This is a genomic window from Cognatiyoonia koreensis (assembly GCF_900109295.1).
GTDB lineage: Bacteria > Pseudomonadota > Alphaproteobacteria > Rhodobacterales > Rhodobacteraceae > Cognatiyoonia > Cognatiyoonia koreensis.
In genome coordinates this window covers 512,359-527,613 of the sequence record NZ_FOIZ01000002.1, presented here as the reverse complement: position 1 = coordinate 527,613, position 15,255 = coordinate 512,359, and the positions used below count along the sequence as shown (strand labels likewise).

At 55.5% G+C, this 15,255-nt stretch carries 10 protein-coding genes and 1 tRNA gene; 7 read left to right on the top strand and 4 right to left on the bottom strand.

Annotated elements, in window-relative coordinates; genetic code table 11:
* Window positions 1-480 precede the first annotated feature (480 nt).
* Complete coding sequence (locus tag BMY44_RS14300) at window positions 481-1,140, top strand: response regulator transcription factor (RefSeq protein ID WP_207510555.1); 660 nt, start codon at window positions 481-483, stop codon at window positions 1,138-1,140.
* On the opposite strand, the gene BMY44_RS14295 is transcribed toward BMY44_RS14300, so the two are convergent.
* Window positions 1,137-2,570 (bottom strand): mannose-1-phosphate guanylyltransferase/mannose-6-phosphate isomerase, encoded by a 1,434-nt coding sequence (locus tag BMY44_RS14295; RefSeq protein WP_089996220.1) that lies wholly within the window; start codon window positions 2,568-2,570, stop codon window positions 1,137-1,139. The genes BMY44_RS14300 and BMY44_RS14295 overlap by 4 nt on opposite strands.
* Window positions 2,570-3,811, bottom strand: coding sequence for a polysaccharide biosynthesis/export family protein (locus BMY44_RS14290; RefSeq protein ID WP_089997185.1), 1,242 nt, complete (start codon window positions 3,809-3,811; stop codon window positions 2,570-2,572). The genes BMY44_RS14295 and BMY44_RS14290 overlap by 1 nt, the downstream gene beginning before the upstream one ends.
* 269 nt (window positions 3,812-4,080) lie before the next feature.
* On the opposite strand from BMY44_RS14290, the gene BMY44_RS14285 reads away from it, so the two are divergent.
* On the top strand, window positions 4,081-5,400 hold the full coding sequence (locus BMY44_RS14285; protein WP_089996217.1) for an ABC1 kinase family protein: 1,320 nt from the start codon (window positions 4,081-4,083) through the stop codon (window positions 5,398-5,400).
* A gap of 143 nt (window positions 5,401-5,543) precedes the next feature.
* Here BMY44_RS14285 and BMY44_RS14280 read toward each other — a convergent pair whose 3' ends face one another.
* Both BMY44_RS14280 and BMY44_RS14275 read right to left on the bottom strand, forming a co-directional pair.
* Complete coding sequence (locus BMY44_RS14280; protein ID WP_089996215.1) at window positions 5,544-6,272, bottom strand: metallophosphoesterase; 729 nt, start codon at window positions 6,270-6,272, stop codon at window positions 5,544-5,546.
* Between the two features lie 34 nt (window positions 6,273-6,306).
* Window positions 6,307-6,393, bottom strand: a tRNA-Leu gene (locus BMY44_RS14275).
* 141 nt (window positions 6,394-6,534) lie between these two features.
* On the opposite strand from BMY44_RS14275, the gene BMY44_RS14270 reads away from it, so the two are divergent.
* The 5 genes from BMY44_RS14270 to gltB all read left to right on the top strand — a co-directional run bounded on the left by BMY44_RS14270 (window position 6,535) and on the right by gltB (window position 15,238).
* A complete protein-coding gene (locus BMY44_RS14270; RefSeq protein ID WP_089996212.1) occupies window positions 6,535-7,518 on the top strand; it encodes a complex I NDUFA9 subunit family protein in 984 nt (327 codons plus the stop codon).
* Window positions 7,518-8,318: an undecaprenyl-diphosphate phosphatase gene (locus BMY44_RS14265; RefSeq protein WP_089996210.1), complete on the top strand. Its 801-nt coding sequence runs from the start codon at window positions 7,518-7,520 to the stop codon at window positions 8,316-8,318. The genes BMY44_RS14270 and BMY44_RS14265 overlap by 1 nt, the downstream gene beginning before the upstream one ends.
* Window positions 8,319-8,470: 152 nt before the next feature.
* Window positions 8,471-9,898 (top strand): NAD(P)-dependent oxidoreductase, encoded by a 1,428-nt coding sequence (locus BMY44_RS14260; protein ID WP_089996208.1) that lies wholly within the window; start codon window positions 8,471-8,473, stop codon window positions 9,896-9,898.
* A 68-nt stretch (window positions 9,899-9,966) separates the two neighbouring features.
* Window positions 9,967-10,668: a hypothetical protein gene (locus BMY44_RS14255; RefSeq protein WP_242650570.1), complete on the top strand. Its 702-nt coding sequence runs from the start codon at window positions 9,967-9,969 to the stop codon at window positions 10,666-10,668.
* Window positions 10,669-10,714: 46 nt separating this feature from the next.
* Entirely contained in the window at window positions 10,715-15,238 is a 4,524-nt protein-coding gene (gene gltB / locus BMY44_RS14250; RefSeq protein ID WP_089996205.1) for a glutamate synthase large subunit, read from the top strand.
* The last annotated feature ends 17 nt before the right edge of the window (window positions 15,239-15,255 follow it).

Below are 15,255 nucleotides of genomic sequence, written 5' to 3'. Positions count from 1 at the left end.
CCGGTCGAAATACTTTTTATCAATGACGTAAAGTACCAATTTGGCGCGGGTTGTCGCTGACGCATGGGTTTTACGCCCGCAGGACTACTAGACTCACCCTTGTTGGCGTATGATTCGGCCAGAATTAGCTAGATCGAAAGGATTACGCCGTTTGGATATTTGAATACTTCAAAGGCGAATTTCTATATCAATAATCAACCATAGCGTGCGCAAATTTTAATCGTGCAGCATTTTTTTACCCTTTGGAAAAAATTTGTTAACCTACTGGCATATCTGAATATATCGTCAACGTAGCGCACAGATGGTTGCGCAAACGTTGCCTGTCCCTAGGTCAGCTTCTTGTTAAACTGGGCAGAAAATGCCAGATTTTAACTGTAGATTTACAAATTTCACTATGGGTCGACTGCTATTACATGCGCAGAACGTCCCGATTTCATTGTTGTACCGGTTACGCTCTCGGACGCGTGAGGGCTAACCAATTTGCTGGGTTATGTGTTCAAAATGACGGTTACGATAGTATCAGAAAATGTCGCGTTTCGCCAATTGATGGTCTACGCTTGTCGACAAAATAATCTCATAGTATCAGGCGCTTACGATGATTGCCATGGACTTAGTCGGGTCAATCCCGGAGAAGTCTTCTTCATCCAATATCAAGAATCTGACACTGAACTGCCCTCTTGGGTCTGCACGCAGGTCAGCCTTCATCCTGACATCAAGGTGGTTGTGATGGTCACCGAAGGTCTGGAAACGCAGAAAGTCGTCAGTCTCGCCAAATGCGCGCATACGGTCGTGACTGAACAGGCCTCAACCGATGAGGTCATTGCAGCCCTACAATCCGCTCATCAGGATGCCAAGGCTGCCGCGTTTCCGGCGGGTCCGCAACCGGTCGAACACTATCGCGAAGTAACGATGCCGCCGCGCCAACTTAGCCTGCCGATCCATTTAACTGACCGGGAAACATCAATTCTCGTCGGCATATCCCTCGGTCAATCAAACAAAGAGATCGCGAATAATCTGAGTATCAGCGATGCGACGGTCAAAGTGCATCTAAGAGCCGCATTTCGAAAACTTGGCGTCACGAACCGGACGCAGGCAGCTGTCTGGGCTATGCAGAATCTGCAAATCGCGCACAACGGCTAGCCTTTGGCTCCTTGCCCACGAGCGTAAACATCGTCGTAACGAATGATGTCGTCTTCGCCAAGGTAGCTGCCGGTTTGTACTTCAATCAGGACCATTGGCACCTTGCCTGGGTTTTCCATGCGGTGGACAGCACCTAGCGGAATATAGACGGACTCGTTCTCTGAAACGAGCTTTACAGTCTCGTCAACGGTCACCTTGGCTGTTCCTTCAACCACGATCCAGTGTTCAGACCTGTGATGATGGCTTTGCAGGCTAAGCGCTGCTCCGGGATGAACCACGATCCGTTTTACCTGAAAACGCTCGCCAATAACCAAACTTTCAAACCAGCCCCACGGCCGGTGGTCTTTCGGGAACGCTTCGGCCTGAACGGCATTGCGGTCTTTCAGGGACTGCACTGCAAGCTTGACGTCCTGCGCGCGTCGAGAATCGGCGATCAACACGGCATCTGGCATGGCCACCGCTACAATGTGGTTCAAGCCAATCCCGACAACTTCCACACGGTCATCTTCGGATCGCAAAAGCGTATTATCGCAATCAATCGCCGTTGCACGACCTGAAACAGCGACACCGCGGTCATCCTGACCTGTCTCGCGCCAAACCGCATCCCAGCCACCAAGGTCGGACCACCCCGCAGAAAAAGGAACAACCGACAGGTTACTGCTGCGTTCCATCACAGCATAGTCAATAGAAATATTTTCGGCTTTCGACCAAGGCCCTGACGCCAAACGAAGAAAACCAAGGTCTGCTTCTGCTTCATCGACAGCTGCCTGGACAGGCTCCATCAGGTCTGGCGCGTGCTTGCGAAACGCATCGATGATTGTCTTAACGGAAAACAGAAAAATGCCAGCGTTCCAAAGGTGCTTTCCAGACGCCACCAGCGCGGCAGCTTTCGCTGCATCTGGTTTTTCAACAAATTTTGTGAGGCTCACGGCCTCTGTACCTGATGGCTGTGATGCAAGTTCAAGATAACCATAGCCGGTTTCGGCGTGGGTTGGCGTAATACCGAAGGTCACGATGTCACCGTCGGCAGCGGCGTCTTGTGCGATTGCGACCGCTGCATCGAATGCGACGCTATCAGGTATAACGTGATCTGATGGAGACACGAGCATCACAGTGTCTGGATTGGACTTTTCCAACCAAAGTGCAGCTGCAAGAACCGCAGGCCCGGTGTTCCGTCCTTCGGGTTCGATCAGTATTGCGCCTGGATCAACACCGATTTCTGCCAGTTGCTCTGTGACGATAAACCGAAAGTCGGAATTTGTGAGCACCAATGGCGCCGCATAGCGTCCTTGAGACACTCGTTTTGCAGTCGCTTGAAAAAGCGTTTCATCACCGACAAGCGGGACAAACTGCTTGGGGTAGCTTTTGCGCGACAAAGGCCACAAACGGGTCCCTGATCCACCGCACAACAGGACGGGCGTAACAGTCATTACAGTTGATTTCCTACAGAGACGAGAGTCGGGACAATCTGAGAAACAGCGCGATCCCAGCGAGTTACTGGCTGCTGGGCAATGAATATGATGTCATCTGGTCGCAATTCGAAAGCGGGCAAAAGCGCAAAATTTCCCGCACTGCGTCCATCGAGATGCCATGCCGTCACAGCTCCGAATTCACGAGGGTCTTTTGATCCGCGCAATACATAGATCTGCGATACATCGCCTGTCGCGGTGTCGATCCCGTTACCCGCATCAAACAGCGCATCTGCAAGAGTCGCACGGCTTTCGAAAGGTAACGCAAATCGGGATTGCGTCCCAACTTCCCCTGCCAAATACACATAGTCTCTATTATCTGCACCTAGGTCGATCCGGTCACGAAAGTTTTGCCGCGCTTCATCAAGGTCAGCGCGCCGCAGGTTCACTTCAAGTTGCAGTTCCTGCAGTGCAGTCGTACGCGCACGCTGGCGTGTTTCGACTAACAGGATTTGTTGCTGGAAATAGTCCTGTGCTCGATCCAGTTCAAATTCGGTATCCACAAATACTGCGTCACCCGGCAAAAGCCGCGTACGTGTCAAACCTGCCTGAGAAAAAAGCTGGTTCAGCGGAATCTGATAAAGTGTTCCTTCACGATAGAGCCGAATAGACGCGAAATCCTGATCCTGAACCGTGATGCCGCCAGCCGCCGCCAGAGCTTCTTCAAGGTAGAGAGGCGTCAGAGACACGGGTACCACAGTCGGGTTCGCCACCGCGCCGCCTATCGAGACACGGCGCGAATTGAATTCAGCGATCTCGAGGCTAAACGTCGGATCGATCTGGTTTTCAACGAGTCTCTGAAACAACTCCGCTTCTGCGTCTTCAATCGTAAGACCGGCAATGCGCACCCGTCCGACATTCGGGATATTAATCGAACCGTCGTCCTGCACGGTATAACCTTGGCGCGCGTTTTGCGCAGCCAGCAGGCCTGATAATTCCTCGACCGTACTTCCCGAACTGGGTGTCGACAGCAGTACGACATCACCGATACCCACCTCGTAAGGACCAGGGTCGATTGCCGGCGGCAAGCGCAGCTCAAGATTATTGGGTCGGTTTTCCGGAATTGATGGTGGTTCAGGAAGCGCGCCAGCCCCGCGCAAACCAGATCCGGAGCCTGCTGTGAGCGAAAACACTGCAGGGAGCGTCTGCGGCTGAAAGGGGGAGCGGTTTGCTTGAATTACAGTTTCCGCGGTCATCGGCACGACCCGCACCTTCGTCGCACCCGTTTCTCCGGCAATGACGTCTGATGTGCGATAAACTGTTCCGCACCCCGCCAATCCAAGCGCAAGCGCCGCAACTACAAGTATTCGCAACCTTAAAGTCCTCCGATCATCCGCCAAAGACGGGCAATCACCCCGAATGGGTTGTCTACTGCTCAATCCCAAATACCACCGACTGCCATAGCTGTCCATTGATGCGGACCTGCCGCACAGAAGTTGCAGGCACGGCATTGAACACTAGTTACACCGACATGTCGGAGAGTCGCCCCCTTCCCGTTCCCGCCAGCCGCATTGCGCGGCTATCTCGCCTGGGATCGCTGACTGCCGGGGTCGCGGGAAACATGGCGCTTGGCGGGATGGCGGAACTAAGTAAAGGAAAGCGACCAGAGCTGCGAAACCTGCTTATGACCCCGCGCAATATCGGTCGAATTGTGGACGAGCTATCAAAGATGCGCGGCGCGGCCATGAAGATCGGCCAGTTGCTGTCGATGGACGCAGGTGAATTTCTGCCTCCTGCCTTGGCCGAGGTCATGGCACGTCTGCGCAACGACGCGCACATCATGCCACCGGCGCAACTGAAGTCGGTGCTGAATACGAATTGGCCCGCTGGCTGGCTGTCCCAATTCAAGAAATTCAACGTCAGACCAATCGCGGCGGCCTCGATCGGGCAAGTGCATCAGGCCACTTTGAAAGACGGACGCGAGATGGCAATCAAGGTGCAATATCCGGGCGTTGCCAGAAGTATCGACAGCGACGTGGCCAATGTGGGGGCGCTTCTACGCATTTCCGGCATGATCCCGAAGGGTTTTGACATTGCGCCCTACCTCAAGGCCGCGCGCGAGCAACTGCATGAAGAGACTGACTATCTCCGCGAAGGCGCTTTTCTGGCTGAATTCGGCCAGTTGCTCGCAGAAAATAACGCCTTCACAGTACCCGAACACTACGCGGATTGGTCAACCCCGGCGATCCTCGCAATGCAATTCGTGAACGGGATCCCCATTGAAGACTTGCAATCAGCCCCGCAAGAGCAGCGGAACGAGGTTGCATCCAACCTCATTACACTCTTGCTTGAAGAGCTTTTTAGTTTCGGCGTCATGCAGACGGATCCGAACTTCGCGAACTATGGGTTTGATCAGAAAACCGGCAAGATCATCCTGTTGGACTTTGGCGCAACGCGCAGGATATCTTGCACCATCATCGATCAGTACAGAGCGCTGATGACCGCTGGGCTTGACGGGGATATTGATGAAGTTGGGCGCATCGCGCAGCAAATTGGATTTTTTGACGATCAATGCGATCCAAAGCATCGAAGCATCATCCAAAACATGATCATGACTGTCTTCTCAGCGATCAGGGACGACTTCGATTTTAGCGACACGTCATTGGCCAATCAGCTACAACGGGAAGGTATGGTTTTGGCAGAAGAGGGCTTCGTGCCCCCTACCTTACCTGTCGATGTGCTTTATTTGCAGCGCAAATTCGCTGGAACGTTTCTGTTGTGTAACCGTCTCGATGCACGCGTGGATCTACAAAGCATGCTGTTGCAGGTCGTACTACGCACCACAAATTAAACCGATCGATACAACTCGTATCTTACCCTACGTCTTCTTATTGAGGGGCGTTTCTTCAACAATCCCACGTACGCAAACGCGGAATGCTCAATCTCAAAAGCCGAAATCTGGCCGGCAAGTAGAATTAATTCTACGGTCTGGCGTCAGGTCGTCACAAAGGTGACGCCGCTCTGGCTGACATGAGCCGCTGTCAGCCGTCCCGTGGCATAGCCGCCAGTATCAATCGCGATCCGTCCATCTGCGGCATAAGGGTCATCAACGATTGTATGGCCGTGTAAAACCCAGATGCCATCGGTACGCGCAACGGTCGCGAAATCAGGGTGACCCCACATCAGCGTATTGGCCGACTGCAAGGACATCGGTTCGCGCGGGTCTGCACCGGCATGGACCACCGCGACATTTCCATTCGTGTAAGACGTGGGCAGGGATCGCAGCCAACTGATCATCTCTTCCCCCATCGCCGCAACCAACGCGTCACGGGCGGTTTGCAATGCAGCCGAAGACGCCGATTCAGTCACACCTGAAACGCCGAAGCTCGCAAGCGTCTGCAACCCGCCATAACGCAGCCACCGCGATCCCTTTTTGTCGGGCGCGTCAATAAAGCCAAGCATCATCGCTTCGTGATTTCCGATAAGTGCAACCGCGTTCTGATCCGCCATCACGTGGCGCAGAACCTGCGCACTTTCATCACCACGGTCGACATAGTCGCCGACATAAACGCGCAACAGACCCGCGTCGCACTGTTTCAGCAAGTCCTGCAAAAGCGGATAAGACCCGTGAATATCACCAATGGCATAAAAAGGGGAATCGGCTGAAACGGGCGGGAAAGCGGGCGAAGTCCGTAAACCAAACAATCGCGAGAGCAAGCGCATGACCGACAACCTGTTCCTGTTTGGAGGATCCGACTGGTGCCCAGAAGAGGACTCGAACCTCCACGTCCATACAGACACCAGCACCTGAAGCTGGCGCGTCTACCAATTCCGCCATCTGGGCACAGATGTCAGTAGCGGCGGATGTAGACACGCATCGACACCCTGTCAACGGGATTCGGCGGGATTTTGAAGCTTCCTTTCAACTTGTCTGCAATGGTGCGCGCAGGTAAACCCGACACAACGTTCGCAAAGAGGCACGACCATGTCCCAGCTTGTCACCATATTCGGCGGATCCGGTTTCATCGGGCGTTATATCGCCCGTCGTCTTGCCAAGCAGGGCTGGCGCATTCGTGTCGCCGTGCGCAACCCGAACGAAGCGATGTTCGTGCGCCCCTATGGTGCTGTCGGTCAGGTAGAGCCTGTGTTCTGCAATATCCGCGATGACGCCAGCGTCGAAGCTGTGATGAACGGGGCAGATGTCGTCGTGAATTGCGTCGGTCTATTGGCCGAAGCCGGGAAGAACACTTTTGAATCCGTGCAGATTGAAGGCGCTGAACGGATCGCACGACTTGCGGCCAAGCATGGCGTGGCGCGGATGGTCCAGATTTCGGCCATCGGCGCGGACCCTGACAGCCCCTCTGAATATGCGCGCACCAAGGCCGCAGGTGAGGCAGCCGTGCAAGAGCATATGAAAGACACCGTTATTTTGCGCCCCTCCATCGTGTTCGGCCCGGAAGACGAATTCTTCAACCGTTTTGGCAGCATGGCGCGGCTTGGGCCGGTTCTGCCGGTGGTAGGTGCCGAAACACGGTTCCAGCCGGTTTATGTCGATGATGTTGCCGCAGCGGCAGCACTTGCAGTGGAAGGCAATGTTCCAGCCGGAGTTTATGAACTTGGTGGCCCGGATGTGCACACTTTCCGCGAACTGATGCACTTGATGCTGGACGTGATCCGGCGGCGGCGACTTATCGTGAATATTCCGTTCTTTGCCGCACGGATCATGGCCGCCGTCTTTGGTGCGGGGCAGTTTCTGTCCTTCGGGCTGGTCAAGGCCCCGATCTCCAAAGATCAGGTTATCAATCTGGGGATCAACAATGTTGTGTCCGAAGATGCGCAAGGTTTCGCTGCGCTGGGCATCAAACCGGCGGCGATGGAAGCGATCCTGCCTGACTACTTGTGGCGTTTCCGGCCCTCCGGCCAGTACAACGAGATCAAAGAGTCGGCCAAGAACCTGCGGAATACCTGATGGACGGCAATACAACGCTGGTCGCAGCGTTGCTGGGCGTGCTGGAAGGTGCGACCGAATTCATCCCCGTATCTTCGACCGCGCACATCCTGTTGGCTGGCGAGGTTCTGGGCTTCGAAAGCAAGGCCAAGACGTTTGAAATCGTCATCCAGCTTGGCGCGGTTCTGGCCATTCTTTCGGTTTATGCAACGCGCCTTATGGGGGTTGCCGTAAGAACGCCGCATGATCCGCAAGCGCGCCAGTTCTTTGTCAGTATCATCCTGGCCTGTATTCCGGCAGGCGTGCTCGGGATTGCACTGAATGATTTCATCAAGGAAACCTTGTTCAACAGCCTGTCTGCGATTGCGATCGTGCTGATTGTGGGCGGAGTGATCCTGCTGTTTGTTGACCGGCTCAAGCTGACCGTCCGCCATGACGACGCGCTGGCCGTTCCGTTACGGACGGCTTTTGCAATCGGTCTTTTCCAGTGTCTAGCGCTAATGCCGGGCACGTCGCGGTCCGGAGCAACGATCGTTGGCGGGATGCTATTGGGCGTGAGCAAGCGGGCCGCAGCAGAGTTTTCGTTTTTCCTGACAATGCCCGTGATGTTCGGCGCGACATTTGTCGATCTTCTCAAGAACTGGGATGTGCTTGATCTGTCAGCCATTTGGTACATCGCAGTCGGTTTTGCGACAGCATTCATCACTGCCGTGATCGTGGTACGGGCGGTTTTGGGATATATCACCCGCAACGGATACGCGCTTTTCGGGTGGTGGCGAATCGTTGTGGGCTTTGCTGCACTGGCCTATTTGCAATTATAGGTATCATGTACTGACCTATTTTCGGGCAAAAAACCGACAAGCGTGACTAAATCGGACAATTTTTTCGTATATAGGTCAGCATTGCTGCCTTTTCATCCAAACATCTCTGTTTTAGAAGTCTGCTTCACCTACCTTTCATCGGGAGTATTGTGATGGCTGGCCAGAAAATGTTGAAGTTCATTTCTGTAGAGCGGGACATGCCGGAAAAGCGTGCGCCTGATCTTCGCAAGGATGACTTCAAGGAAATCTATGCCGAATACGCCCGTGAAAAGGCGGCAGAGCAGGCCAGCCGCTGTTCGCAGTGCGGCGTGCCTTACTGCCAGTCTCATTGTCCACTCCAGAACAACATCCCTGACTGGCTCCGCCTGACGGCCGAAGGCCGCCTTCAGGAAGCTTATGAAATATCGCAGGCCACAAACACGTTCCCGGAAATCTGCGGTCGCATTTGTCCTCAGGATCGCCTGTGCGAAGGCAACTGCGTGATCGAACAATCCGGCCATGGGACCGTGACCATCGGGTCTGTCGAAAAATATATCACCGATACAGCGTTCGAAGAGGGCTGGGTCAAGCCGATCCGTCCCGCCATAGAGCGTTCTGAAAGTGTCGGTATCATCGGTGCCGGTCCTGGCGGTCTAGCTGCTGCCGACGCACTGCGCCGTCAGGGTGTGCAAGTCACCGTCTATGACCGCTATGACCGTGGTGGCGGATTACTTACATACGGTATCCCCGGCTTCAAACTGGAAAAAGACGTCGTCATGCAGCGCATGGATCAATTGACGGACGGCGGTGTGCAATTTGTCCTGAACTGCAATGTAGGCGAGGATCTGTCTTTTGACGCCATTCGCGGCAAGCACGACGCAATCCTGATCGCCACTGGTGTCTACAAGACACGCGATCTGCCTGACAGCGATGCCGACGGGATCGTGAACGCCATCGATTACCTGACCGCCAGCAATCGCAAATCATTCGGCGACGATGTGGAAGAGTTCGATGACGGCACGTTAAATGCCGCTGGCAAGCGGGTTGTCGTGATTGGCGGTGGTGATACGGCAATGGACTGTGTGCGCACCGCGATCCGGCAGGGGGCCGAGTCGGTGAAATGCCTTTATCGCCGTGACCGCGCCAACATGCCCGGCTCGCAACGCGAAGTGCAGAACGCCGAAGAAGAAGGCGTCGAGTTCGTCTGGCTTTCGGCACCTGCCGGTTTTGAAGGCAACGCTGTCAGTGGCGTGAAAGTGCAGAAAATGCGCCTTGGCCAGCCTGACGCGACAGGACGGCAATCGCCCGAATTGATCGAAGGCGCGGACTACATCGAAGAGTCTGATCTTGTCATCAAGGCGCTTGGTTTCGAACCCGAAGATCTACCACAGCTTTGGGGTGTCGAAGGTCTTGAGGTGACCCGCTGGGGCACGATCAAGGCTGATTTCACGACTGGCGCGACAAGTCTCGAAGGTGTTTACGCCGCCGGTGACATCGTCCGCGGTGCATCACTGGTCGTTTGGGCAATCAAGGATGGACGGGACGCTGCCGATGCAATCCTGTCCTACATCTCCTCCGCAGCCACGGTGGCCGCAGAATGATCCGTCACCACCGATACGCAGCGCATGCGCAAACAATGCATTTCACGGCTCAATCTCGATTGGCCAGCATGTCAGCTCTGGTCGCCTTCTCGATAGGCTTTGCAACGCTCGCGACCACGTCATTCGGACAGGAAGGTCCAGCGATCTTCAGCCTGCCTGCAGGCTGCACAGCCTTCCTCACGGTGCAAAGCAATGACTGTTCCGTCGATCATCACTTCACCTGTGAAGGCGATCCCGCAGGTCACCAGCAACGTGTCAGCCTGACCGAACGCGGCCTGACCTATATCGGCAGCATTAACAGCGAAACGCAGTGGGTCGGCAGTTATCACCCGTTTACCGGACACAGCGAACGCCTGAGTCCAGTAGAGAACGATCCGGCGTCCTTCACTGAACTAACAATAACAGGCAAGGACACGTTCGATTTCGAAACGCTCTCGGACGAGATCGGAACCACGCGCTATGTCGGACAGGACGAGCTGACTGGACGGACGATCACCATCGACGGGATCGACCTCGAAGAAACAAAGTACCAAATCCGCGCACTGGCACCCGACGGGACAGAACTCTGGAGCGCTGAGGGCAATGAATTCATCAGCCGCCGCTGGCGCATGTTTCTTGCCGGGACCGGGACTGTGACAACGCCAACTGACAGTTTCGAAAAGGACGACAGTCCTGTCGAATTCATCTTCCCCGGAGAAACCGGCTTTCTATCCGCCAACCCGAAACATGGGTGCGGTGTAATGCTGTCGTCTTTCACGCCGCTCGACTGATTAATTGCAACAAAACCTGATCCCCTTCACAGGAGAGGACCCCGCCATGACAAACTATGATTCCACCTGGGTTGCTGCCGAAGAGGCAAAGCGCAAATGGATGGCCGAAAACAGCCTGTATCGTGATGTGGATGAACATTCGTCCTGTGGTGTCGGCCTTGTAGTTTCGATTGACGGAACGCCATCGCGTGGCGTTGTCGAAAAGGGGATCAATGCGCTCAAGGCGATCTGGCACCGCGGCGCTGTCGATGCCGATGGCAAAACGGGCGATGGTGCGGGCATCCACATCCAGATTCCGGTGCCCTACTTCTACGACCAAATTCGCCGCACAGGGCATGAGCCGAGCGAGGACAAGCTTGTCGCTGTCGGTCAGGTATTCCTGCCCCGCACGGATTTTGGTGCGCAAGAACATTGCCGCACGATCGTGGAATCCGAAGTTTTGCGGATGGGACACTATATATATGGTTGGCGGCACGTGCCGGTGAACACCGATGTTCTGGGCTCAAAGGCAAACGCGACCCGCCCCGAGATCGAACAGATCCTGATCCGCTGTGAAAAGGACATGACCGAAGAAGAGTTCGAGCGTGAACTCTACATCATCCGCCGCCGCATCGAAAAAGCTGCGAGCGCGCTTGATCTTTATATTTGTTCGCTGTCGTGCCGCTCTATCATCTACAAAGGCATGATGCTGGCCGAACAGGTTGCTGAATTCTATCCCGACCTGCTGGACGAACGTTTCGAATCCGCCTTCGCGATTTACCACCAGCGCTATTCCACGAATACATTCCCGCAGTGGAAGCTGGCTCAGCCGTTCCGCATGCTGGCGCACAACGGCGAAATCAATACGCTCAAAGGCAACATCAACTGGATGCGCAGCCACGAAATTCGCATGGCTTCCAGCGCGTTTGGTGACATGGCCGATGATATCAAGCCGATCATATCAAGTGGTTCGTCGGATTCCGCCGCCCTTGATTCCGTGTTCGAAGTTCTTGTGCGTGCCGGCCGCAATGCGCCGATGGCCAAAACGATGCTGGTTCCCGAGGCATGGTCTCAGCAAGCGGTCGAGATGCCGCAGGCGTGGCAGGATATGTACGGCTACTGCAATGCGGTCATGGAACCCTGGGATGGTCCCGCAGCGCTTGCCATGACCGATGGTCGTTGGGTTTGTGGCGGCCTTGACCGGAACGGCTTGCGCCCGCTGCGGTATGTCGTGACGGGTGATGGCTTGCTAATCGCCGGGTCCGAAGTCGGCATGGTGCCAATCGACGAAGCAAGTGTCGTCGAAAAGGGCGCGCTGGGTCCGGGTCAACTGATTGCCGTCGACATGCAAGAGGGCAAGTTGTTCCATGATGTCGAAATCAAGGACAAGCTTGCAGCGTCCCAGCCGTTCGGCGAATGGGTCGAAAAAGTTGTCGATCTAAACGATCTGACGCGTGACGTGCCAGAGAAGGCTTTGTTCGAAGCATCTGATTTGCGCAAGCGCCAGATTGCTGCCGGCTATTCCATGGAGGAACTGGAACAGGTGCTGGCCCCGATGGCCGAAGACGGGAAAGAGATGATCGCCTCTATGGGCGATGACACACCCAGTGCGGTGCTCTCCAAAACCTATCGCCCGCTCAGCCATTTCTTCCGCCAGAACTTCTCGCAGGTAACGAACCCGCCCATCGACAGCCTGCGCGAAAGCAGGGTTATGTCGCTGAAGACACGCTTTGGCAATCTCAAGAACGTATTGGACGAAGACGGTAGCCAGACAGAAATCCTGGTGCTGGATAGTCCATTCGTCGCCAACGGTGAATTTGATGAAATGTTGCGGCATTTCGGGGAAAATGTATCCATAATTGACTGCACTTTCACGCCTGGTGCCGGATCACTGTCCAAAGGCCTGGCGCGCATCCGGTCAGAGGCAGAGGATGCAGTGCGCTCAGGTGCTGGTCATCTGATATTGACCGATCAGCACCAGAACGAGGACCGCGTCGCGATGCCGATGATCCTTGCGACGTCGGCGGTGCATTCCGGTCTGACGGCCAAGGGCCTGCGCACGTTCTGTTCGATCAACGTCCGTTCTGCGGAATGTGTCGACCCGCACTACTTTGCCGTATTGATCGGTTGCGGTGCAACGACCGTGAATGCCTACCTCGCACAGGATTCGATTGCCGACCGGCTGAATCGTGGTCTGATCGACGGGACGCTAACAGAGGCCGTGAACCGTTATCGCGATGCAATCAACGCAGGCCTTCTCAAGATCATGTCCAAGATGGGAATTTCGGTTCTATCGTCCTACCGCGGTGGTCTGAACTTCGAAGCGGTGGGTCTGTCTCGCGCAATGGTTGCCGAATATTTCCCGGGTATGCAGTCGCGTATCTCCGGGATCGGCACAAATGGTATCCAGACAAAGCTGGAAGACGTACACGCGAAAGGCTGGAAGCAAGGCACCGATATCCTGCCAATTGGCGGATTTTACAAAGCGCGCCGCTCGGGTGAAAAACACGCGTGGGAAGCGCAGACAATGCACATGCTGCAGGCCGCCTGCAATAAGGCGAGCTATGCGATGTGGCAGCAGTTCAGCAAGTCCATGCAAAGCAACCCGCCAATCCACCTGCGTGATCTGCTTGCAATCAAGCCGCTTGGCAAGCCGGTCCCGATTGAAGAAGTCGAAAGCATCACATCGATCCGTCAGCGGTTCGTGACACCTGGCATGTCGCTGGGCGCACTCAGCCCGGAAGCACATAAAACGCTGAACGTCGCAATGAACCGGATCGGGGCCAAGTCGGACTCCGGCGAAGGTGGCGAAGACCCGGCGCATTTCGTGCCTGAATCGAACGGCGACAATCCGTCCGCAAAAATCAAGCAGGTCGCTTCTGGCCGCTTCGGCGTTACGGCCGAATACCTGAACCATTGCGAAGAACTTGAAATCAAGGTCGCACAAGGTGCCAAGCCGGGCGAGGGTGGTCAGCTTCCGGGGATGAAAGTCACAGACCTGATTGCCCGCTTGCGGCATTCGACCAAGGGCGTGACACTGATCTCGCCGCCACCACACCACGATATCTACTCGATCGAGGATCTGGCCCAGCTGATCTATGACCTCAAGCAGATCAACCCGCGTTGTAAGGTGACGGTCAAACTCGTCTCGTCATCCGGCGTCGGCACGATTGCTGCCGGTGTTGCCAAGGCCAAGGCCGACGTGATCCTGATCTCGGGCCACAACGGCGGCACGGGTGCCAGCCCGGGGACATCGATCAAATACGCTGGTCTGCCATGGGAAATGGGCCTGACCGAGGCGCATCAGGTCCTGGCGATGAACAATCTGCGCGAACGCATCACGCTGCGCACGGACGGTGGTTTGCGCACTGGTCGCGATATCGTCATGGCCGCGATGATGGGTGCCGAAGAATACGGCATCGGCACCGCTGCCTTGATCGCAATGGGCTGCATCATGGTCCGTCAGTGCCAATCAAACACCTGCCCTGTCGGCGTCTGCACGCAGGATGAAAGCCTGCGCCAGAAATTCACTGGAAACGCGGACAAGGTCGTGAACCTGATCACGTTTTACGCCACCGAAGTGCGCGAAATCCTCGCCTCAATCGGGGCGCGGTCGCTGGATGACGTGATCGGGCGTGCTGACCTGCTTACACAGGTGTCACGCGGTTCTGCACATCTGGATGATCTTGATCTGAACCCCTTGCTGATCACTGTCGATGGTGCGGCCAAGATCAAGTACGACCGCAATCGTCCACGCAACCCTGTCGATGACACGCTGGACGCACAAATCGTCAAGGACGCCGACCGCTTCCTGAAAGACGGCGAAAAAATGCAGTTGGAATACGCCGTGCAAAACACACTGCGCACGGTCGGGACACGTACGTCCTCGCATATCGTCAGCCGGTTCGGCATGCGCAACGACCTGCAACAAGACCATCTGACCGTAAAGCTGCGCGGCTCGGCCGGGCAATCGCTGGGTGCTTTCGCAGTGCCGGGCCTGAAGCTGGAAGTGTCGGGCGATGCGAACGACTATGTCGGCAAGGGCTTGTCAGGCGGCACGATTATCGTGCGTCCGCAGATGCAAAGTCCGCTTGTGGCCTCCGAAAACACGATCATCGGCAACACGGTCCTTTACGGGGCGACGGATGGATATCTCTTTGCCGCCGGTCGGGCGGGCGAGCGGTTCGCCGTGCGTAATTCCGGTGCGAAAGTCGTGATCGAAGGCTGCGGTACGAACGGCTGCGAATACATGACGGGTGGCGTTGCTGTGATCCTCGGATCAATCGGTGCAAACTTCGGTGCGGGTATGACAGGCGGCATGGCCTATCTTTATGATCCCGAGGGTCTTTCCGGCGTTTTGATCAATATGGAAACACTGGTAACCTGTCCGGTAACGGTGGATCACTGGGAATCCCAGCTTCACGGATTGATCAAGCGCCATGCCGCAGAAACCGGCAGCCGCAAGGCGACGGAAATCCTGCAGCACTGGGATGTAGAGAAATCAAACTTCCTGCAAATCTGTCCAAAGGAAATGCTCATCCACCTTCCGGTTCCGCTGACAGAGGAAGAGGCGGCCATTCCAGCCGAATAACTGTTGTGAGAACCCCG